Origin of the sequence: Chromobacterium subtsugae, from assembly GCF_035919665.1 — a bacterium.
Classification (GTDB): Bacteria; Pseudomonadota; Gammaproteobacteria; order Burkholderiales; family Chromobacteriaceae; genus Chromobacterium; species Chromobacterium subtsugae.
Genome location: NZ_CP142381.1, coordinates 4,392,750 through 4,413,332, shown reverse-complemented (window position 1 = coordinate 4,413,332; position 20,583 = coordinate 4,392,750). Strand labels below are relative to the sequence as shown.

The window sequence follows — 20,583 nt, the reverse complement described above, 5'->3', positions numbered from 1 at the left end:
GCGCCGCCGCCGGCCCTTGCTCTGGGTCAAGCGCGCCGGCTCAGTCTCCGGCCAGATGCTGCGGCGCGCTCAGGCTGAGGGTTTCGCCATCGCCTTGGCTGTCCCGCCATTGCACGTCGACGCTGACCGTGCCGCTGGCGACGCGGCTGCGGCACTGGAAGCGCGCCAGCGTGCCGCTGGCGGCGGCCGGGGCGAAGTCCGCCCGGCGGCAGTCGGCGCCGCCGCCGACATGCTGCTGCTCCAGCGCGGCCTGGGCCAGATTGGTGGCGGTGTTGTAGTCGTTGGCGGCGATCTGGCTGTGCAGCAGCTCGGTCTCCAGCCGCAGCAGGCCGAGCACGCCCACCGCCAGCACCAGCAGGCTGATCATCATTTCCAGCAGCGTGAAGCCGCGGTGCCGGCGCGCGCTCACGAGTCGGCTCCGCTGTCCATCCAGCTGTAGGGCAGCGCCTCCACGCCGCGCTTGCCGCTGCTTCCCGGATCGCCGGGCTGGCTGCCGGGCTGGAAGGTTTCGGGCAGGTCGCGCAGGTCTATGGTGGTGCTGGCGCCCCAGCGGTGAGGCTCGGCGGCGCTGGCCGCGCCCTGCAGCGCGGCGGCGACGTAGCCGTGTATAGTGGTGCTGCCGCCGGAAAACAGCATATTGCCGGCCCAGACGTTGCCGTGGATCTGGCTGGACGCGCCCAGCGTGATGTTGCCGCCCTGGTAGCGCCCGGCGGAATAGCCGCCGGCCAGCAGCGCCGCGTTGCCTATCGGCCGGCCCTTGAACAGGCCCTGGCGGCAGTCGTCTTCCGGATAGAGCGCGGGGAAGTCGCTGTTGCGGCAGATGCCCACCGCGCCGGCGTAGTTCACCGCGTAGCTGACATGCTGGCCGCTGGTGGCGATGTCGCCGCTGGAGAGGAAGCTGTTGTGGTAGACGCCGCTGCCCACCTCCAGATCGCCGTCGAACCACAGCACGCCCGGCGCCATGGTCTGGCCGTCCAGCTTCCAGTGGCCGGGGCGGCTGCCGGCGAAGCAGTCGTTCTGCGGCGAATGGCCCTTGCAGATCAGCTGCGCCGGCGCGCCGGCTTTGCAGCGGCCCTGGCTGTCGGCGTCGCGGCACAGGTAGTTGGGCAACTGGCTGTCGGGCGACAGCCCCAGCCGGTAAGCGCCGTCGGCCAGGCCGTGTATCTTGCGCACCGTCACCAGGATGCGGCCGGCGCGGTCGAACTCGAAGCGGTAATGCGCTTCGTTTTTGAAGTTGAACGCGTCGATGCGCGGCCGGCCCACCTGCAGCAGCGGCACCGGTTCCAGCTTCAGATGCAGCTTGGGGTCCTGATTGACGCGGATTTCCGGATTGTTGGCGTTGAAGTTGGCGCGGCCGGCGACGACGCCGGACAGCGGCGCGCCCCAGCCCTGGATGCTCAGGTCGCCCAGCGCCTGCAGCGCCTCCATGCCGCCGAACTGGCGGATGTCGACCTTGCCTTCGGTGTCCAGCCGGCCGAAGCGGGCGCCGCCCATATTGATTTCCACGTCGCCCTTCACCTCGGCCGCGCGCACGGCTGGCTCCGCGCCGGGGCTGGAGAAAAAGCGGGCGTTGCCGTTGACCCGCGCCAGCCGGGCGACGGCGGCGTCGCCGCGCAGCGTCAGGTCGCCCACCGCCGTCACCGTCTGATAGCTGCCGTTGGCCAGCTCGATATTGCCGTTGGAGTGCAGGATGCCGATGGTCTGCGGGCCGCTGACGAAGATGTCGCCGGTGCTTTGCAGCGTGCCGATGCCGTTGACCGAGCCGCTGAGCCTGACCTTGCCGTCCACCGTCATGTCCACCGGCTTGTCGCTGAGCAGATTCACCGCGCCGCTGAGGTCGAGATCGCCGACGATGGCCAGCGCCACCGGGGAGTCGCCGCCAGCGCGGCCCAGGCGGAGCATGCGCTGCACCGTGACGCGGTGCTGATCGTACAGGCCGGTGCTGGCCAGGCGCACCAGGTCAGGCGCGATGTCGGTCCGCTTCAGTTGGTAGCGCGGCGTGTCGAGCAGCGGCGCGCCGGCGGCCAGCGCCGCTTGCGCCTGGTTCAGCCCTTCTTCGGCGTAATCCAGCGCCTGGTGGTAGCGGTGCTGGTTCTGCGCGTTGGCGTGGGCCAGCAGCAGCTGGCGCGAAGCGGCGATCAGCGCCAGGCTGGCGATGGCCAGCAAGGTCAGCACGGTGAACAGCGTGGCTAGGCCGCGCTGGCGCGGGGCGGTCATTGGTTTTCCACCGCGGGATGGTTGCGCAGCGCGATGCTGGTGTGGATGTTCAGCGTTTCCTCCTCGCCGCCCGGCGGGGTGCGCGCCGCCACCTCCAGCGCGATGGCCTGGCCGGCGCCGTCCCGGCGGAAGCGCAGCGTGTCGATCACGCCGATGTCGGGTTTGCTCAGGTCGTCCCAGCCGGCGGCGTCGGCATCGCAGCTCCAGCCGGCCGCGTTCGACGCGCGGCGCTGGATGCGGCCGCGACCGGCGCTGTCGCTTGTTAGCCGGAAAGCGAAGTAGCGAGGGCCGCCGCCGGTCTGTCCCGGCGGGGTGTCGTAGCCGTAGCGCAGGCAGCCGCCTTTTTGCTCGATATAGATGCGGCCGTAGGGATTGACGCCGGTTTCGCCATTGCTGTTCCAGTAGCCGGCGCGGCGCAGCTCCATCGCCATCAGCGACAGCGAGGCGTCCATCATCGCGCCCAGCCTGGCCTGGCGCCGTTCGCGCGCCTGGTTGCCCAGCAGGCCGGCCAGCAGGCTGGACATCGCCAGCAGCAGCAGCAGGCTGACGGTCATGCCCACCAGCAGCTCCAGCAGGCTGATGCCGCGCGCAGGTTTCAGGAGCATGAGCCGGCCTCGCTGCTGATCAGCCCGGTGGCCAAGAGCCGCAGCCGGGCGGGGCGGCAGGCCGGCCGGCCCAGCTGCAGCACGGTTTCGCTCAGCAGGGTGCCGTCGGGGTTTTGCGGCAGGCCGCGCATCGGCGAGAAGGCCAGCTTCAGCGCCAGCGGCTTGCCCGGCAGGCTGAGGGCGATGCCGGCATGCTGGGCGCTGCCGACGCAGCTCAGGTCGCGGCCCGGCTCGCAGCCTTTGCCGTCGCGCAGCTCCGACACCCGCATCATCCAGCCGGGGCCGTCCTGGCTGAACTCCACCCACACCCGCTGCTGGCGGGTGGTGGCGGTTTTGCGCGCCAGCTCCAGCTGGCTGCCTACGTCGTCCAGCGCGCCCTGCAGCTGTTGGCCGGCGATCCAGCGCCCCAGCGCCGGCAGCGCCAGCGTCAGCAGCAGCGAGGCCAGGACGATCACCATCATCAGCTCGATCAGGGTGACGCCGCGCGCGGCCGCCCTCATCGCTTGCCCCAGCAGGGCAGCGGCGTCAGGCTCAGCGTGTGCTTGCGCTGGGTGAGGACGATCTGCCGGCACTCCCCGTCGCCGGCCTGGGCGCCGCCGGCGCGGACGGCGGCCTGGACGAAATAGCCGGAGGCGTCGTCGTCGACGATGCCGGTGCTCAATTGGTAGTAGCCCTGGCGGCTGAGGCCATTTCCGAACGGGGTGTTCAGTTCCGCCAGGCTCTTGGCGTAGCCGGGATGGAAGCCGCGGTAGCGCAGTTGCGCCTGCTGCAGCTGGTACAGCGCCTCCAGCGCGTCGCCGCGCCGGCTGCGCTGCATATGGCTTTGGTAGCCGGGCACGGCGAAGCCGACGATCAGCGCGGCCAGCGCCAGCGCGATCAGCAATTCCAGCAGCGAAAAACCGCGCGCGGGGGGAAGGAAGGGGCGTGCCGGGGAAATCATCTGGCCGCGGGCTCCGACGTCGATTACCGGGACGGGGCGCGGGATGGCCGGCGCGGACGCCGCGCCCCTACTGTGTCCTAGCGTCCGCATCGGGCACAGTCAAGGGCGGCGGCGCTTACAGCGTGGGCAGCGCCGTTTTGGTGGCGGCCACCAGCAGGATGTAGGCCACCACCGCCAGCGCGGCGACAAAGGCCAGCCAGCGGGTCTTGGGCGTGGCGCCGTAGCGCAGCGCGATGCTGCCCAGCGCGATGTAGGCGACTAGGCCGGCGATCTTGGCCAGCAGCCACGGGCTGTGCAGTATCGGCCAGCCGCCCATCACCACCAGCGCGATGGCGCAGGCCAGCAGCAGGGTGTCGATCAGGTGCGGCAGAATGCGCAGCGGCTTGGCCGCCAGCAGCTGTTGCCGGCCGCTCAGCACCAGTCCGCCGCGGGCAGCGAACAGCAGGATGGACAGAAAGGCGAAGCCCATGTGGGCGTGTTTGACGATCAGGTACGGATACATGGCCAGGAGCCCGGGGAGGCGCCGAGGGCGCCGATGCCCGCCATGGTACACGGCGGCGGCGGCGATTTATAGCCGAGGCGGCTGAGCTGCCGCGCATTGGATATGACTTTGGCATTTCCATCCGCCTATTGAATGCTTTCCGGCGCGGGCGGGCATTGATGGCCGTCAAGCGGCAAGCCCGATGGCATGGAAGGGCCGCCAGCGATGCGATGCGGGCGCGGGCGGCGCGCGATGCTACAATCGGGCCATATCCGCATCCGATGACTGCCGCCACCTTCCATGCTGTTTCTCTACCAATCCAACCGTCTGGAGCAACTGGGCGAGCTGTTCTGCGGCATGACCCAGGCGATGCCGCTCGCCGACCCGTTCGCGGCGGAGACGGTGATCGTGCAAAGCCGCGGCATGGGGCGCTGGATCACGCTGGACCTGGCGCGCAAGGCCGGGGTGGCGGCCAATGTCGATTTCGTGCTGCCGGCGGCCTTCGCCTGGCGGCTGATGCAGAAGGTGATGCCGGATTTGCCGAGGAAATCCGCCTTCGTGCCCGAAGTGCTGGCCTGGCGGCTGCTGGCGCTGCTGCCGACGCTGGACGGCGAGCCCTTCGGCCCGGTGCGCCATTACTTGGAAGGCGGCGAGAGCGCAGCTTTCGAGCTGGCCGGCAAGATCGCCGACATTTTCGACCAATACCTGGTGTTCCGCCCCGACTGGATCCGGGCCTGGGAGAGCGGCGCGCTGCTGGGCCTGGGCGAGGACGAAGCCTGGCAGGCGGCGCTGTGGCGTCGGCTGGCCGAGAGCGACCCCGGCCGCCACCGGGTGCGGATGCTGGACGAATTCTTCTCCCAGCTCAAAAGCGAGCACCTGCCGGCACGGGTGACGCTGTTCGGCATCGCCAGCCTGGCGCCGATGTACCTGGCGCTGGTCAAGCGGCTGTCCGAGCTGACTGACGTCTGCCTGTTCACCCTCAATCCCTGCGAGGCCTACTGGGGCGACATCGTCGACGCCCGCCGCAAGCTCAGGCTGCGCCAGGCCGGCGACCTGTTCGCCAGCGAAGGCCACCCGCTGCTGGCCTCGCTGGGCAAGCAGGGGCGCGATTTCTTCGAGCTGATCGCCGAGGACGCCGAGCTGGATGCCAAGCCGCTGTTCGCCGCGCCCAAGGGAAGCAGCCTGCTGGCGCGGCTGCAGCGCGACATCCTGGAGCTGAACGACCCGGCCGCCGCGCCAGCGCCGATGGCGGCGGACGATCACTCGGTGCAGCTGCACGCCTGCCACGGTCCGATGCGCGAGCTGGAGGTATTGAAGGACCGGCTGTTGGCGATGTTCGCCGACGACCCCAAGCTCAGCCCGGCCGACGTGGCGGTGCTGACGCCGGACATCAACCGCTACGCACCGTATATCGACGCGGTGTTCGGCCGCCGCGACGACGCCCCCAATATCCCCTACAGCATCGCCGACCGCCGGGTGGAGCGCGAGCAGCCGCTGCTGTCCACCTTCGCCGCGGTGCTGCGGCTGGCCGATTCGCGCTTCGCCGCCGACGCGGTGCTGGCATTGCTGGACAGCCCGGCGCTGCTGGCGCGTTTCGACCTCTCCGAAGCCGATCTGCCCTTCATCCAGGACTGGGTGCGCGACGCCGGCATCCGCTGGGGTCGCGACGCCGGGCACAAGGCGCAGCTGGGCCTGCCGGCCGACCCGCTCTACACCTGGCGCTGGGGGCTGGATAGGCTGCTGCTGGGCACGGTGCTGCCGCCGGCGCTGGCCGGCGACGCCGCCGGCCTGTTCGCCGGGCTGCTGCCCCACGGCGGCGCGCAGGGGCAGTTGGGCGAGGCGCTGGCGCGTTTCGCCAACTGCTACGACGCGCTGGACGCGCTGGCGCGCGAATGGCAAGCCCCGGCTTCGCCGCGGCAATGGGCCGAGCGCCTGCACCAGGCCTGCGAGCGGCTGTTCCTGGCCGATGGCGACGACGAGGCCGCGCTGGAGACGCTGCGCGGCGTCTTCGCCGAACTGGCCGAAGACGCCGAGCTGGCCGGCTTCGACGCCGCGGTGGGCTTGCCGGTGGCGCGCGACTGGCTGCTGCGCCAGCTGGGCGTGGCCTCGGCGCAGGGCTTCCTGTCCGGCGGCGTCACTTTCTGCGCGATGGTGCCGATGCGCTCCATCCCCTTCAAGGCGCTGTGCCTGATCGGCATGAACGACGGCGCCTACCCGCGCGACGAGCGCCCGGTCAGCTTCGACCTGGTGGCGCGCCACCCGCGCCGCGGCGACCGCTCGCGCCGCTTCGACGACCGCTACCTGTTCCTGGAAGCCATTCTGTCGGCGCGGCAGACGCTGTACCTGTCTTATGTCGGCCAGTCGGCGCGCAGCGGCGAAACGCTGCCGCCGTCGCCGCTGGTGGCGGAGTTGATGGATAGCCTGTCGGCGATGTGCGGCGAGGACCTGGCCGCCAGGCTGACGCTGCGCCATCCGCTGCAGCCGTTCGCGCCGCAAGCCTATGACGGCGCCGACGCGCGGCTGGCCAGCTTCGAGCCGGCCTTCGCCGCCGCGCTGGCGGCGCCGCAGGCCGAGCCGCGGCCCTTCCTCGCGCCGCTGCCGCCGGAGGAGCCGGCCAGTGTGCTCAACCTGCACGATTTCATCCGTTTCTGGAAACATCCGCCGCGCGCCTGGCTGGCCGAGCGGCTGGCGATCCGGCTGTCCGGCCGCGAGGACGAGCTGGCCGCGCGCGAGCCGTTCAGCATGGAGGCCGACGCCAGCCGGGCGCTGCGCCAGCAATTGGTAGAGGCGATGCTGCACCGCCGGCCGCAGGCCCCGCTGCGCGAGCGGGCCGCCGCCGCCGGCCTGCTGCCCTGCGGCGAGCTGGGCCAGGCCTGGCTGCAGGAGGAAGGCCGCGCCAGCGTGCGGCTGGCCGGCAGGCTGCCGCGCGCGCTGGCGGAGGAAACCCTGCCGCCGCAGTCGGTGCACCTGAGCCTGGGCGGCTTCACCCTGGTGGGGGAGCTGTACGGGCTGCGGCCGGAGGGCCGGCTCAGCTTCATCGTCGGCAAGCTCAACGCCGCCCAGCGCATCGAATTGTGGCTGACTCACCTGATCCTGTGCGCGGCGCGGCCGGCGGGCATCGCCTGCCACAGCGCGGTTTACGACGACGCCGGCAGCACCGCGCTGGCCGATGAGATCGACGCCGCCGGCCTGCTGGCGCCGTGGCTGGCGCGCTGGCGCCAGGGCCAAGCGCAGCCGCTGCCCTTTTTCGGCCGCACCAGCTGGGCCTACGCCGAGGCGCTGGCCAAGGCGCCGGACGCGCGCGAGGCGGCGCTGGCCGCCGCCTGGCAGAAATGGCAACCCGGCTTCGTGCTGGAGGGCGGCATGGCGCAGCGCGACGAGCCGGCGCTGGCGCTGGCCTTCCGCCATCAACAGCCGCTGGACGACCCGCTGTTCGCCCAGCTGGCGGAAACCCTGTTATTGCCGCTGGCCGAGCGCCTGGGCGGAAAAGAGCGATGACGAAGATGGAAGCCACGGCGCTGGACGCGCTCAATTGTCCGCTGGGCGGCGTCAACCTGATCGAGGCCTCGGCCGGCACCGGCAAGACCTGGACCATCGCCGCGCTGTTCGCCAGGCTGCTGTTGGAGGACAGCGACGGCCAGCCGCCGCCGACGATAGACCGGCTGCTGGTGGTGACCTACACCAAGGCCGCCACCGCCGAGTTGCGCGAACGCCTGCGCCGCCGGCTGGGCGAGATGCTGGCGGCGCTTGAGGACAAGGCCGGGGGCGACGACTTCCTGCGGGCGCTGGCCGCGCGCTTTCCCGCCGGCGCCGCGCGCGAACTGGCGCGGCAGCGGCTGGCCGCCGCCATCGCCGGTTTCGACGCCGCCGCCATCTATACCATCCACGGCTTCTGCCAGCGGGTGCTGACCGACGCGGCCTTCGAAAGTGGCCAGACCTTCCAGGCCGAACTGATGGAGGACGACGCCGGCCGGCTGGTGGAGATCGTCGACGACTTCTGGCGCCGCCGCATCGTGTCGAAGCCGCTGCTGGCGCAGGTGCTGGTGGAACAGCGCGCCACGCCGGAGCAGTGGTTGGCGGAAATCCGCCCCTATCTGTCCAAGCCCTACCTCAACTTGCAGGCGCCGGACGCCGCCGGCCTGGAGGCCGCGCAGCGGCTGGCGCAAAGCCGCTGGCAGGCGTTGGCGGCCGAACCCGAGCTGGCGGAGGAGGGGCTGCGGCTGTTCGCCGGACATGACGGCTACAAGGGCAATGTCTACAGCGCCGCCATTCTCGAACGCGCGGCGGCGGCGCTGCGCGGCTGGCTGGCGCAGCCGGATGGCCTGCCGGAGCTGGACAGCGACAGCCGCAAGACGCTGGACAAGCTCAGGCCGGAGGCGCTGGCCAAGGGCATGAAGAAGGATTGCGCGCCGCCGGCCCACCCTTTGTTCGAGCGGGTCGACGCCTGGCTCGCGGCCTGGGACGGCTATATGGCGCAGGTGGCCAACTCGCTGGCCGGCCTCAAGCTGGAGCTGATCGCCTGGGCCGATGAAGAGCTGGCGCGGCGGCGCGGCGTCGAGCGCAGCCGCAGCTTCGACGACCTGCTCACCGACCTGGGCGCGGCGCTGGCGCATCCGGACAGCGGCCCGCTGCTGGCGGCACAGGTGGCGCGCAGCTTCAGCGCGGCGCTGATCGACGAATTCCAGGACACCGACCCCACCCAGTACGCGATCTTCCGCCGCTGCTTCGTCGAGCAGGCGCGGCCGGTGTTCCTGGTCGGCGACCCCAAGCAGGCGATCTACAGCTTCCGCGGCGCCGACATCTTCGCCTACCTGGCCGCCCGCGGCGACGCCGAGCGCCATTACACGCTGGACACCAACCGCCGTTCCGACGCGCCGCTGGTGTCCACCGTCAACGCGCTGTTCGGCCGCGAGCTGCCTTTCCTGATCGAGGGCATCGCCTACCAGCCGGTGGCGGCGCAGCCTTCATCCGGCGGCCGCCTGGAGGTGGAGGACGACCGCGCGCCGTTCAACGCGCAATGGCTGGCCGCCGGGGACAAGGCGTTGAGCAAGGAGGCGGCCGAGGAGGCCGCCGCCGTCGCCTGCGCCAACGAGATCGCCCGCTTGCTGAGCCTGGCAGTCGCCGACCGCGCTTCCATCGTCAAGGGCGATGCGCGCCGGCGCTTGAAGGGCGGCGACATCGCGGTGCTGGTGGCCACCCACAAGCAGGGCGACCGGATCCGGCTGGCGCTGCGCGAACGCGGCGTGGCCAGCGTGGCGCTGACCCAGGAGAGCGTGTTCGCCAGCGTCGAAGCCGGCGAGATGCTGGCGCTGCTGCACGCCTGGGCAGAGCCGGCCAGCGAGTCGCGGCTGCGGCTGGCGCTGGCCACCGAGCTGGGCGGCCTGGATGCCGCCGAACTGAAGGCGCGGCTGGAGGACGAAGCCAGTTGGGAGGCGGAGCTGCTGCGAAACGCCGGCGACCATCAGCGCTGGCGCGAACACGGCTTCATGGCCGCCTGGCGCCATTATTTCGCCCGCGAACAGCTGGCGGCGCGGCTGCTGCCGCTTCCCGACGGCGAGCGCCGGCTGACCAATCTGGGCCACCTGGCCGAGCTGATCCAGCAGGAAAGCGAAAGCCGCCAGGGCATGGCGCCGCTGCTGGCCTGGTTCGCCGCGCGGGTGGCCGACCCGCCGCGCGGCGAGGAGGCGGTGCTGCGGCTGGAGAGCGACGCCGCGCTGGTGAAGATCGTCACCGTGCATACCTCCAAGGGCCTGCAGTACCCGGTGGTGTTCTGCCCCTTCCTGTGGCACGGCGCGCTGGAGCGGCGCGGCGCCAGCTTCTGGAGCTACCACCGCGGCGACGCGCCCTGGCTCGCGCCGGACGTGGTGGCGAACGAGGGCGTGCGGCTGGCGGCGCGCAGCGAGATGCTGGCGGAGAAGCTGCGCTTGCTGTACGTGGCGCTGACCCGCGCGCAGTACCGGCAATACCTGGGCTGGGGCTGGGTCAAGGACATGCAGACCGCGGCGCTGTCCTGGCTGCTGCACGCGCCGGGCGCGGCGGACCTGGCCGCGCTGGAGCAATTGAAGCTGGATGGTCCGGAGGTGGAGGGCCAGCTGCGCGCTTTCGCCGCCGGCCGCGGCGGCGCGATGGCGGTGCTGGCCGACGAGGGCTGGCACGCGCTGGCGGCTGCGGAGGCGGCCGAGCGTCGCTACGCCGCGCGGCCGTTTGCGCGCAAACTGTATACGCCGTGGAAAATCGCCAGCTTCACCTCGCTGACCCACGCGGCCGGCGGCCACCTGGCCGAAGCGCCAGACCACGACCGCGAGCCGCGGCCCGAGCCGGCGTCGCCGACCGAGGCGCCGGCGCGCGACCGCTTCAGTTTTCCGCGCGGGGCCAAGGCCGGCATCTGCCTGCACGAAATCTTCGAGCGCATCAGCTTCGGCGCCGATCCGGCGGCCATCCGCGAGGCGGTGGCGACGGCGCTGGCGCGCCATGGCTTCGGCGAGGAATGGCTGGACGCCGGCTGCGAGCTGATCGTTTCCACGCTGGAGGCGGAGCTGGCGCCGGGCGCGCGCCTGCGCGAGGTGGCGGACGGTAAGCGGCTGATCGAACTGGAATTCACGCTGCCGGTGACGCGGCTGGACGTGGCGGCGCTGATCGCGGCGCTGCAGGACCCGGCGCACGGCCTGGCGGAGCCGCTGCGCCAGGCGGCGGCGGGGCTGGATTTCGCCGCCGTGCAGGGTTTCCTCAAGGGTTTCATTGACCTGGTGTGCGAGATGGGCGGGCGCTTCTACCTGATCGACTACAAGTCCAACCACCTGGGCGGCGAGTTCGGCGATTACCGCGGCGACAGCCTGGCCGCCGCGGTGGCGCGCGAGCACTACTATCTGCAGTACCTGATCTACCTGGTGGCGCTGCGGCGCTACCTGCGCGCGCGCGGCGTCGATTGGGACAGCCGCTTCGGCGGCGTGCGCTACCTGTTTTTGCGCGGCATGGGCGCGGAGGGCGGCGGCGGAATATGGGCCGATGCGCCTTGCGCCGCGCTGCTGGACGCGTTGGACGGCCTGCTGGGCGGGCATTGAATCGTGGAAGGCTCGGTAGTTCTACGCAGTGTGGCCTACCGGGGACTGCAACTAAGCTAAGCAAGGGGATAAGGATGGTGACGCATGTTTGAATCCGCCGAGATCGGCCACCGCATCGACAAGGAAACCTTTCGCAAGATGATGCCCTCGCTGCGAGAGGCATTGCTGGATGTGCAGTACGATTTGAAGGAAAAGGCCGACTTCCCGGTATTGATCCTGATCCACGGTTTCGACGGCGCCGGCCGCGGCGAGACGATGAATTTGATCAACGAGTGGCTGGACCCGCGGCTGATCCATACCGTGGCCTTCGACGCCCCGAATGACGAGGCGCGGGCGCGGCCGTGGATGTGGCGCTACTGGCGCGAGCTGCCGGCCAAAGGCCGCATCGGCATGTTTTTCGGCTCTCATTATTCCGACACCCTGTTCGACCGGGTGTTCAATCGCAGCGACCGCGACGCCTTCGACCGGCAGATCTTCGACATTCTGCGCTTCGAGCGCATGCTGACGCTGGACGGCGCGGTGGTGTTGAAGTTCTGGTTCCACCTGAGCCGCGACAAGCAGAAACAGCGGCTGAAGCAGCTGGAGCAGGACCAGGCGACTAGCTGGCGCGTCACCAAGAGCGACTGGGAGCACTACGAGCGCTACGACAAGATACGCAAATACGGCGAGCACATGCTCAGGCTGACCAATACTTCGCACGCGCCGTGGATCGTGATAGACGGGGAGGACGCCAATTACCGCAGCCTGACGGTGGCCAACACCATCCTGGAAGCGATGCGCAACCGCATCGGCCAGCCGATGCTGAGCACCGACCGCGTCGAGGCGCCGCCGCTGCTGGCGCCGATAGACAACAAGCTGGTGCTGGACGCGCTGGAGCTGGACCGCAAGCTGGACAAGGACGCCTACCGCGCCAAGCTGGAGCAGCTGCAGGGCCGGCTCAACAAGCTGACGCGCGACGCCCGCTTCGCCCGCCACTCGCTGGTGCTGGTGTTCGAAGGCAACGACGCCGCCGGCAAGGGCGGCAGCATCCGCCGCATCACCCAGGCGCTGGACGCGCGCCGCTACCGGGTGGTGCCGGTGGCGGCGCCGACCCAGGAGGAAAGGGACAAGCCGTGGTTGTGGCGCTTCTGGCGCAATGTGCCGGGCAAGGGCGGCATCACCATCTTCGACCGCAGCTGGTACGGCCGGGTGCTGGTGGAGCGGGTGGAGGGCTTCGCGCCGGAAGCCGATTGGCTGCGGGCGTATTACGAGATCAACGATTTCGAGCACCAGTTGTCGGAAAACGGCGCTATCGTGCTGAAGTTCTGGCTGGCGATCAGCAAGGACGAGCAGCTGCAGCGTTTCAAGGGCCGGGAGGAAACCGGCTTCAAGCGCTTCAAGATCACCGACGAGGACTGGCGCAACCGCGACAAGTGGGATCTTTACCGCCAGGCGGTCAGCGACATGGTCGACCGCACCAGCACCAGCAAGGTGCCGTGGACGCTGGTGGAGGCCAATAACAAGTATTTCGCGCGCATCAAGATATTGACCACCATCTGCGACGCGCTGGAGGCGAGACTGAGTGAATAGGCTGTGCGGTCTGCTGCTGCTGTTGTCGTGCGCGTCGGCGCCGGCGCAAACCCTGCGCGCCGGCGTGGCCAACGACACCACCGAACCCCTGCGTCAGGCGGAGGAGGGCGGCTTGCTGCAAACCTACCGCCAGGCGCTGGCGCTGATCGCCCAGCAAAGCGGCATCCGCTTCCAGCTGGATTACTATCCGACCCAGCGGCTGGAGCAGCTGTTCCAGGTGGGGCGGCTGGACATGGAGGCCGGCGTCAATCCGGCCTGGCGCGCGTTGTCGCCGGTGGCCGGCTTCTACACCCAGCCGTTCGGCGAAGTGGAGTTCGTGTTGTGCCTGCCGCTGGCCAAGGGGAGGACGCCGGCCGCGGAGCTGAAAAGCGGAACGGTGGGCACCTTGCCCGGCCAGCAGTACCCTCTGCTGGAGCCGGCCTTCCAGAGCCAGCGTTTGCGGCGCGACGTGTCCGGCAACGAAGAGGAACTGCTGGACAAGCTGCGCGAAGGCCGGGTGCAGGCGGTGGTGCTGGAGCGCGGCCGCGCGCGCTACTGGAGCCGCCAGACCGAAGGCCGGCGCTGCCAGCCGGGCGAGTCGGCCGGCAGCCTGCCGGTGATGCTGCGCCTGCATCCGCAATACCGCGAGCTGCTGCCCAGGCTGAACCGCGCCATCCAGACCCTGAACGGCCAAGGCAAGCTCAAGCCGCTGTTCGCCGCGAAATAACCGACGCCTGCGCGCAGGCCGCCAACCGCTGACCGCCATATGAATTCCCCCATCTCCCTGTTGCCCGACCAACTCTCCAGCCTGTTCCTGCGGCTGTTTCCCGACGCCGACGACGCGGTGCTGGCGCTGGTGCGCGAGTTGAGCGCCGCCAACCAGGCCGGCCACGTCTGCCTGCCGCTCGCGCATCGCGCCGAGCGCAAAGCCCTGCAGCGCAGCCAGCTGGTCGGCAGGCCCGGCGATTACGCGCCGCTGATCCTGGACGACGCCGGCCGGCTGTATTTCGCCCGCCATTGGCACGATGAAGACATCCTGGCGCGGGACCTGGCCCGGCTGGCCGAGCCGCTGCCGCCGCCGGACGAGTCCGCGCTGGCGGCGCTGCTGGCGCGGCTGTTTCCCGGCGGCGACGCCGGGCCGGACCGGCAGAAGCTGGCCGCCGCGCTGGCGGCGCGGCAGCGGCTGATGGTGATTTCCGGCGGGCCGGGCACCGGCAAGACCACGACCGTGGTGCGCTTGCTGGCCCTGCTGGCGGCGCTGTCGCCGCGGCCGCTGGTGATGGCGATGGCGGCGCCCACCGGCAAGGCGGCGGCGCGGCTGTCCGAATCGGTGCGCGGCGCGCGCGACCGGCTGGACGTCGACGAGGCGGTGCGGCGCCAATTGCCGGCGCAGGCGGAAACCCTGCACCGCCTGCTGGGCCTGCGTCCCGGCGCGGAGGCGCCGCGCCATCACGCCGGCAATCCGCTGCCGCTGGATGTGCTGGTGGTGGACGAGGCGTCGATGATAGACCTGGCGCTGATGGCGCGCGCGGTGGCGGCGCTGCCGTCGCAGGCGCGGCTGATCCTGCTGGGCGATCGCGACCAGCTGTCGTCGGTGGAGGCCGGCGCGGTGTTGGGCGAGTTGTGCGGCCGGATCGCCTACCGCGAGGAGACGCGGCAATGGCTGCGGCGGGTGTGCGGCGACAGCCTGCCGGACGACGGCGCGGAAGGCGGACGGCTCACCGATTGCGTGGCCTTGCTGACCCACAGCCACCGCTTCGGCGCCGATTCCGGCATCGGCGAACTGGCGCGCCTGGTCAACGCCGGCGACGGGCGGGGCTCGCTGGATTTGCTGCAGGTGGGCGGCCATCCGGACATCGGCCTGCAGCCGGCGGTGGCGGCCGCGGCGCTATTGGACAAGCGCCGCGGCTATCTGCAGGCGGCGACCGCCGGCGCCGAGCCGGACGCGGTGCAGCGCGCCTTTTCCGCCTTCATGCTGCTGGCGGCGGAGCGGCGCCAGGTGGCGGACTGCAACCGCGAGCTGGAGCGGCAGCTGGAGCTGGCCGGATTGAAGCAGCCGGGACGGGACTGGTATGCCGGCCGGCCGGTGATGATAGGCGAGAACGATTACGGCCTGGGCCTGTTCAACGGCGACATCGGTTTCGCGCTGCCGCGCGCCCAGGGGCTGCGGGTGGTGTTCCCGGCGGGCGACGGAGGCTGGCGCGAATTCGCCCCCGGCCGGCTGCCGGCGCACGACACGGTTTTCGCGATGACGGTTCACAAGAGCCAGGGCTCGGAGTACGACGAAGTGTGGCTGCAATTGCCGTCGCAGCCGGGCGCGCTGCTGAACCGGGCCTTGTTGTACACCGCCATCACCCGGGCGCGCCAGCGCTTCGCCGCGGCGGGAAGCGGGGAGGTGTGGCTGCGCGGCGTCGAGCTGGCGCCGCAGCGCCATTCCGGCCTGGCCGACCGCCTGCGCTGAGGCGCGATGGCCGGAATGCAACACTTGCCGGCTTTGTGCGCCCAAGGATAGTCAAGCCGGATCAGACATCCTAATATGCAGCCTTCCCGGAAAAACCGCAGGGGGAGTCGTCATGCAGGTGGATGCCGTATTGGGCTATCTGGACAAGGTAAGCCGTTTCGATGCGCAACAGTTCACGCCGCTCTACATCGGCACCGAGCGCATGGGTTGCGTCAACGCGCAATGGAAGGAGCGCTTGCTCCGGCACGAGGCGGCGCTGTTCGAGGAAAACTATCAGGGCATGCTCTGCCGGCTTGACGGCAGCTACCGCAGCATCAGCCATGCGCTGGCGCAGGCGGCGCGGCGCTGGCAGCAGGCCGGCTGGCTCAACGGCTGGCGCAACGAGAATTTCACCGCCTTTCGCCATGACGGCTCCGCTTATTTCGAGCTGGAGCGCGCGGCTTTCCGCCCGCTGGGCCTGACCAGCCGCGCGGTCCACGTCAACGGTCTGTGCCGGCTGGACGATGGCGAAATCCGGATGTGGGTGGGGCGGCGCAGCCCGCACAAGGCGGTGGACCCCAACCGCATGGACAATCTGGTGGGCGGCGGCGTGGCCGCCGGCGAGACGCTGGAGCTGGCGTTGGAGCGCGAGGGCTGGGAAGAGGCCGGCATCGCGCGCGAGGCGTTGCTGGGCTTGCGGCCGGAGTCGCTGCTGCTGGCCGAGCGGCCGGTGGCGCGCGGGCTGCACCGGGAATGGCTGCATGCCTACGATCTGTGGCTGCCGCAGGGGCAGCGGCCGGCTTGTCAGGACGGCGAGGTGGCCGAGCATCTGTTGCTGCCGCTGGCCGAGGTGGAGCAGCTCTTGGTGGCGGAGCGCTTCATGATAGACGCCGCGCTGGTCAGCCTAGACTGTTTGTGCCGGCTGGGTTACTGGCAGCAGGGCAACGGCCAGGTGGCGGCGGCGCTCGCGCGGATACGCCACGGGCAGTCACGCGATCTGGCGACGCCGGCCTAAACGGCGCTTGTTCGGCGCGGTGTGATGCGCAACGAGAAAACCCGGCCGAAGCCGGGTTTTCGCTTATTCGGGCCTGGCATGCGCTTTGCTCACTTCCCCTGTAGGCAGGCGGGTTCGCCATCTCGCTGTTATGTATGAATTATTGACGTATTTTTCTGGTTTTTTACAGAAACATGACAATAGTTTCTGTCAAATAAACTCATGTAGAATGGGCTTGAGGAAATGCATTTAGTATAAAAACTTCAATCACGCCGTTTTATCTTGAGACAATAATAATGTATCGGTTGAAACTGATCTCTCCGGATTTCGGCATAGACGACAGCGGTCCGCTGCACCCCACCCAGGAGCAGGCGCGCAGGGCCGCCGAATTGATGCTGCAGGTCTACAAGGGGCGCGTGCGGGCCGAGGTGCACAAGGTGGACCTGAAGGCCAGGACCTCGGAGAAGCTGGAGGAGGTCTACGTCAAAATGGTGCCGATGGCATGATGCGCCGGAATGCGCCGCCGCCCAGCCGGAATCGGCGCTTTTTTTCGGCTCAAGGGCAACTTTCCCATTGCGAACCAGGCTAGGATACGCTACCGTCATCGCTCCACTTGAACCCCTTATCCGGAACCGGCTTGGTTCCAGACAATGGAGCGATCTTTATGTTTTCCTGGTTTGAACGCCGGATATCTCCCTATCCGGACACGCCTCCGGCCCAGCCTCCGCAGGGCTTCTTTTCCTTCATCTGGTTCTGCACCCAAGGTTTGCGCGGCCTGATCCTGTGCATGACGCTGCTGACCGCCTGCATCGGCGCTTTCGAAGCCTTGCTGTTCTCGATGCTGGGATCGGTGGTGGATTGGCTGTCCAAGGTCCCGCCTGATCAACTGCTGCAACGCGAGAGCGGCCACTTATGGCTGTTGGCGGCCATCCTGCTCGGCAGCGTGCTGCTGGTGGCGCTGCAGGCGATGAGCAAGTACCAGGGCCTGTTCTCCAACTTTCCGATGCGGCTGCGCTGGAATTTCCACCGCCACCTGCTGGGGCAGAGCCTCAGCTTCTACCAGGACGAATTCGCCGGCCGGGTGTCGGCCAAAGTGATGCAGACCGCGCTGGCGGTGCGCGACACCGTGCTGATCATCACCGACATCCTGGTGTTCGTGGTGATCTACTTCGTCACCATGATCGCGGTGCTCGGCCATTTCGACGCCCACCTGCTGCCGCCTTTCCTCGGCTGGCTGGCGTTCTACGTCGCCACGCTGTGGTTCTTCGTGCCGCGGCTGGGCAAGGCCGCCAGCCGCCAGGCCGACGCGCGCAGCCTGATGACCGGCCGCATCACCGACGCCTACACCAATATCGCCACCGTGAAGCTCTTTTCGCACGGCCAGCGCGAGGCGCGCTTCGCCAAGGGCGCGATGCAGGAGTTCCTGGCCACCGCCTACCGCCAGATGCGCCTGGTCAGCGGCTTCGAGATCGTCAACCAGCTCAGCAGCATGCTGCTGATCGGCGTCACCGCCGGCTCGGCCTTGTGGCTGTGGAGCCAGGGCCAGGTCGGCATCGGCGCGGTGGCCGCCTCCAGCGCGATGGCGCTGCGGCTGAACGGCATCTCGCACTGGATCATGTGGGAGATGTCCAGCCTGTTCGAGAACATCGGCACGGTGCAGGACGGCATCTCCACCTTGTCGCGCAAGGTGGCGGTGGTGGACAAGCCGGACGCGGTCAAGCTGCAGGTGCCGCGCGGCGAGATCCGCTTCGACAATGTCGACTTTGCCTATGGCGGCGCCAGGAACGTGATCAGCGGGCTGAACCTGACGATACGGCCGGGCGAGAAGATCGGCCTGGTCGGCCGCTCCGGCGCCGGCAAGTCCACCATCGTCAATCTGCTGCTGCGCTTCTACGATCTGGACGGCGGCCGCATCCTGATCGACGGCCAGGATATCGCCGACGTCACTCAGGACAGCCTGCGCGGCAAGGTGGGCATGGTGACTCAGGACACCTCGCTGCTGCACCGCTCGGTGCGCGAAAACCTGCTGTACGGCCGTCCCGACGCCGACGACGCGGACATGGTCGCCGCGGCGCGCCGCGCCGAGGCCGACGATTTCATCCAGACGCTGACCGATCCGAAGGGCCGCGTCGGATACGACGCCCATGTCGGCGAGCGCGGCGTCAAGCTGTCCGGCGGCCAGCGCCAGCGCATCGCCATCGCCCGGGTGATGTTGAAGGACGCGCCTATCCTGCTGCTGGACGAAGCCACCAGCGCGCTGGACTCCGAAGTGGAAGCGGCGATCCAGAGCAGCCTGTACCGGCTGATGGAAGGCAAGACCGTGGTGGCGATCGCCCACCGGCTGTCCACCATCGCGGCGATGGACCGCTTGATCGTGCTGGACCGCGGTTGCGTGGTGGAGGAGGGCAGCCATCAGCAGCTGCTGGCCCGCGGCGGCCTGTATGCCAGGCTGTGGTCGCACCAGAGCGGCGGCTTCCTCGGCGAAGAGGACGACGATCAGGACGAGCAAGTCTCGTTGATGGGATGATGTGAACCGACCCCTGCCGCAGCCGCCGCAGGGGTTTTTTCTGCATGGTCGAGAGGGGCGCGCGATGGACGGCGCGGGCTGAATGTGCCGGGGGAGAACATGTCGATCCTTGGTTCGAGGTCTGGAAACAGAAGTGAAGCTGCCGGACGCTAGCCTGATCGATGACTTTTCTACTCGGCGCCCGCGCCTGGCCGGCGCAACCACGCTGACGGGGGAAAGGGATTTTTTGCGGGGGACGGGTCATGCCGCCTGTCGCTTATGGCGATTCATCGCCTATCATCCGACATATGGCGGCAGCGATTAGCGCGTCGAGTTTTTCTGGCGGTGAGGGCCGCGTCGCAGCGCCGATGGCGGGATGTCGGACGATTTTTCGCTGGCGTCTGCCTGGCTGGTGACGACGCAAGGTTTGTCCAATGGGGCGGGGGGGCAAAAAGCGTTGCAGAACGACATCATTTAAGTTGGCGAATCGCGACGCCAAGCTGATCCAAATCAAGTTTCCGCTCAAAAAAAAGCTTGATGCGGATGCGTCAAGGCCGCTTCTGGCCAAAAGACCGGTGCTTCCGGCAATTTTGCGGTTTATGGACGGAAAGGGAAATGAAATGCGAAACGATGCGGAAAAAATAAAAGGTTTGCAGCGGTACGCTTGCAAACCCTTGATTTTGTTGGCGCACCCGACAGGGATCGAACCTGTGACCTTCAGCTTCGGAAACTGACACTCTATCCAACTGAGCTACGGGTGCGCTGCAGAACTGCTATCAACCGACGCATCATACCTCAATTAGTTAATCCGAGTCCAGAGTATGGTTTTTTGCCTTGCGTACATGCATACCTTATAATCAACCGGTTTTAATTGTCATTTTTTCAGGCGAGGCTTGGGATGAGTAATGAGAACGGAATGGCCCCCGGCCAGATCATAAAGGTTCTGGTCAGCATCGTTGTCTTTCTTGTCGTGGCGATTTGGCTTCTGGCCAAACTGGCGACCAGTGGTTTCAATGTGGATGCCGAGGTGATGACCAAGGAGGCGGTCGCCGCTCGTCTGAAGCCTGTCGGCGAATCCAGAGCCAGCGACGCGCCGCCGGGCATGCGCACCGGCGAGCAGGTGTACAAGGGCATCTGCATTTCCTGTCATGGCGCGGGCTTGGCGGGTTCGCCCAAGTTCGGCGACGCCGGCGCTTGGGCGCCGCATATCGCCAAGGGCTGGGAGACGCTGGTGGATCACGCGCTGCACGGCTTCAACGCGATGCCGGCCAAGGGCGGCGCAACCGACCTGACCGATGACGAAGTGAAGCGCGCGGTCGCCTATATGGGCAATGCCGGCGGCGCCAAGTTCACCGAGCCTGCGGCGGGCGCCACGGCCGCCGCCGACCCGGCGGTGGTGGGCAAGAAGATTTATGACACCGTGTGCACCACCTGCCATGCGGCAGGCATAGCCGGCGCGCCGAAGTTCGGCGACAAGGCGGCCTGGGCGGTCAGGCTGAAGCCGGGTTTGGACGAAGCGGTGAAAATCGCCACCAAGGGCCTGAACGCGATGCCGCCGAAGGGCGGCTACACCGGCAGCGACGCCGAGTTTCGCGCCGCGGTGGAGTATATGGTCAACAACTCCAAGTAAACCCGGCCGCCAGACGCGAAACACCCCGCCGCAGCGGGGTGTTTTTTTATGTCCGCTGGTTGGCGGAGAAATGTCAATAAATGTGACCGGATAGAAAGGACAGGTGGCAACCGGCCGGAGTTGCGGCATCATTAGCTCATCTGATTGACCGGTTAGCGGTT

The 20,583-nt window shown here is 68.6% G+C and carries 15 protein-coding genes and 1 tRNA gene; 9 read left to right on the top strand and 7 right to left on the bottom strand.

What is annotated here, in order from left to right:
- Positions 1–40 precede the first annotated feature (40 nt).
- The 6 genes from U6115_RS21005 to U6115_RS20980 all read right to left on the bottom strand — a co-directional run bounded on the left by U6115_RS21005 (position 41) and on the right by U6115_RS20980 (position 4,264).
- Positions 41–409 (bottom strand): type IV pilus modification PilV family protein, encoded by a 369-nt coding sequence (locus tag U6115_RS21005; protein ID WP_043573278.1) that lies wholly within the window; start codon positions 407–409, stop codon positions 41–43.
- Positions 406–2,217, bottom strand: coding sequence for a DUF4097 family beta strand repeat-containing protein (locus U6115_RS21000; RefSeq protein ID WP_043573281.1), 1,812 nt, complete (start codon positions 2,215–2,217; stop codon positions 406–408). The genes U6115_RS21005 and U6115_RS21000 overlap by 4 nt, the downstream gene beginning before the upstream one ends.
- Complete coding sequence (locus U6115_RS20995; protein ID WP_043573283.1) at positions 2,214–2,822, bottom strand: hypothetical protein; 609 nt, start codon at positions 2,820–2,822, stop codon at positions 2,214–2,216. Before U6115_RS20995 ends, U6115_RS21000 begins: the two co-directional genes overlap by 4 nt.
- Positions 2,813–3,322: a GspH/FimT family pseudopilin gene (locus tag U6115_RS20990; RefSeq protein ID WP_043573286.1), complete on the bottom strand. Its 510-nt coding sequence runs from the start codon at positions 3,320–3,322 to the stop codon at positions 2,813–2,815. The genes U6115_RS20995 and U6115_RS20990 overlap by 10 nt, the downstream gene beginning before the upstream one ends.
- Entirely contained in the window at positions 3,319–3,762 is a 444-nt protein-coding gene (locus U6115_RS20985; RefSeq protein ID WP_052257947.1) for a type IV pilin protein, read from the bottom strand. The genes U6115_RS20990 and U6115_RS20985 overlap by 4 nt, the downstream gene beginning before the upstream one ends.
- Before the next feature lie 115 nt (positions 3,763–3,877).
- A complete protein-coding gene (locus tag U6115_RS20980) occupies positions 3,878–4,264 on the bottom strand; it encodes a SirB2 family protein (protein WP_043573289.1) in 387 nt (128 codons plus the stop codon).
- 279 nt (positions 4,265–4,543) lie between these two features.
- On the opposite strand from U6115_RS20980, the gene recC reads away from it, so the two are divergent.
- The 8 genes from recC (at position 4,544) to U6115_RS20940 (ending at position 18,813) form a co-directional block, all read left to right on the top strand.
- Positions 4,544–7,741 (top strand): exodeoxyribonuclease V subunit gamma, encoded by a 3,198-nt coding sequence (gene recC / locus U6115_RS20975; protein WP_043573292.1) that lies wholly within the window; start codon positions 4,544–4,546, stop codon positions 7,739–7,741.
- Positions 7,742–7,746: 5 nt separating this feature from the next.
- On the top strand, positions 7,747–11,304 hold the full coding sequence (recB, locus tag U6115_RS20970; RefSeq protein ID WP_043573331.1) for an exodeoxyribonuclease V subunit beta: 3,558 nt from the start codon (positions 7,747–7,749) through the stop codon (positions 11,302–11,304).
- Positions 11,305–11,388: 84 nt separating this feature from the next.
- On the top strand, positions 11,389–12,873 hold the full coding sequence (gene pap / locus U6115_RS20965) for a polyphosphate:AMP phosphotransferase (RefSeq protein ID WP_043573295.1): 1,485 nt from the start codon (positions 11,389–11,391) through the stop codon (positions 12,871–12,873).
- Complete coding sequence (locus U6115_RS20960) at positions 12,866–13,579, top strand: substrate-binding periplasmic protein (RefSeq protein WP_043573297.1); 714 nt, start codon at positions 12,866–12,868, stop codon at positions 13,577–13,579. Before pap ends, U6115_RS20960 begins: the two co-directional genes overlap by 8 nt.
- Positions 13,580–13,618: 39 nt before the next feature.
- Positions 13,619–15,313 carry an exodeoxyribonuclease V subunit alpha gene (gene recD / locus U6115_RS20955; RefSeq protein WP_043573299.1) on the top strand — a complete coding sequence of 565 codons (1,695 nt, stop codon included), beginning with the start codon at positions 13,619–13,621 and terminating at the stop codon, positions 15,311–15,313.
- Between the two features lie 112 nt (positions 15,314–15,425).
- Positions 15,426–16,307: an NUDIX hydrolase gene (locus U6115_RS20950; RefSeq protein WP_047236620.1), complete on the top strand. Its 882-nt coding sequence runs from the start codon at positions 15,426–15,428 to the stop codon at positions 16,305–16,307.
- Between the two features lie 275 nt (positions 16,308–16,582).
- Positions 16,583–16,792 (top strand): hypothetical protein, encoded by a 210-nt coding sequence (locus tag U6115_RS20945; RefSeq protein ID WP_043573301.1) that lies wholly within the window; start codon positions 16,583–16,585, stop codon positions 16,790–16,792.
- A gap of 158 nt (positions 16,793–16,950) precedes the next feature.
- Complete coding sequence (locus tag U6115_RS20940) at positions 16,951–18,813, top strand: ABC transporter ATP-binding protein (RefSeq protein ID WP_043573303.1); 1,863 nt, start codon at positions 16,951–16,953, stop codon at positions 18,811–18,813.
- A gap of 663 nt (positions 18,814–19,476) precedes the next feature.
- Here U6115_RS20940 and U6115_RS20935 read toward each other — a convergent pair.
- Positions 19,477–19,553: transfer RNA gene (locus U6115_RS20935), tRNA-Arg, on the bottom strand.
- 209 nt (positions 19,554–19,762) lie between these two features.
- On the opposite strand from U6115_RS20935, the gene U6115_RS20930 reads away from it, so the two are divergent.
- A complete protein-coding gene (locus tag U6115_RS20930) occupies positions 19,763–20,422 on the top strand; it encodes a c-type cytochrome (protein WP_369816071.1) in 660 nt (219 codons plus the stop codon).
- Positions 20,423–20,583 lie beyond the last annotated feature (161 nt).

Bases quoted from the DNA above. Each gene is read 5' to 3' on its own strand.
- U6115_RS21000 (WP_043573281.1), bottom strand. From the start codon at position 2,217: ATGACCGCCCCGCGCCAGCGCGGCCTAGCCACGCTGTTCACCGTGCTG.
- U6115_RS20995 (WP_043573283.1), bottom strand. From the start codon at position 2,822: ATGCTCCTGAAACCTGCGCGCGGCATCAGCCTGCTGGAGCTGCTGGTG.
- U6115_RS20990 (WP_043573286.1), bottom strand. From the start codon at position 3,322: ATGAGGGCGGCCGCGCGCGGCGTCACCCTGATCGAGCTGATGATGGTG.
- U6115_RS20985 (WP_052257947.1), bottom strand. From the start codon at position 3,762: ATGATTTCCCCGGCACGCCCCTTCCTTCCCCCCGCGCGCGGTTTTTCG.
- U6115_RS20980 (WP_043573289.1), bottom strand. From the start codon at position 4,264: ATGTATCCGTACCTGATCGTCAAACACGCCCACATGGGCTTCGCCTTT.
- recC (WP_043573292.1), top strand. From the start codon at position 4,544: ATGCTGTTTCTCTACCAATCCAACCGTCTGGAGCAACTGGGCGAGCTG.
- recB (WP_043573331.1), top strand. From the start codon at position 7,747: ATGGAAGCCACGGCGCTGGACGCGCTCAATTGTCCGCTGGGCGGCGTC.
- pap (WP_043573295.1), top strand. From the start codon at position 11,389: ATGTTTGAATCCGCCGAGATCGGCCACCGCATCGACAAGGAAACCTTT.
- recD (WP_043573299.1), top strand. From the start codon at position 13,619: ATGAATTCCCCCATCTCCCTGTTGCCCGACCAACTCTCCAGCCTGTTC.
- U6115_RS20950 (WP_047236620.1), top strand. From the start codon at position 15,426: ATGCAGGTGGATGCCGTATTGGGCTATCTGGACAAGGTAAGCCGTTTC.
- U6115_RS20945 (WP_043573301.1), top strand. From the start codon at position 16,583: ATGTATCGGTTGAAACTGATCTCTCCGGATTTCGGCATAGACGACAGC.
- U6115_RS20940 (WP_043573303.1), top strand. From the start codon at position 16,951: ATGTTTTCCTGGTTTGAACGCCGGATATCTCCCTATCCGGACACGCCT.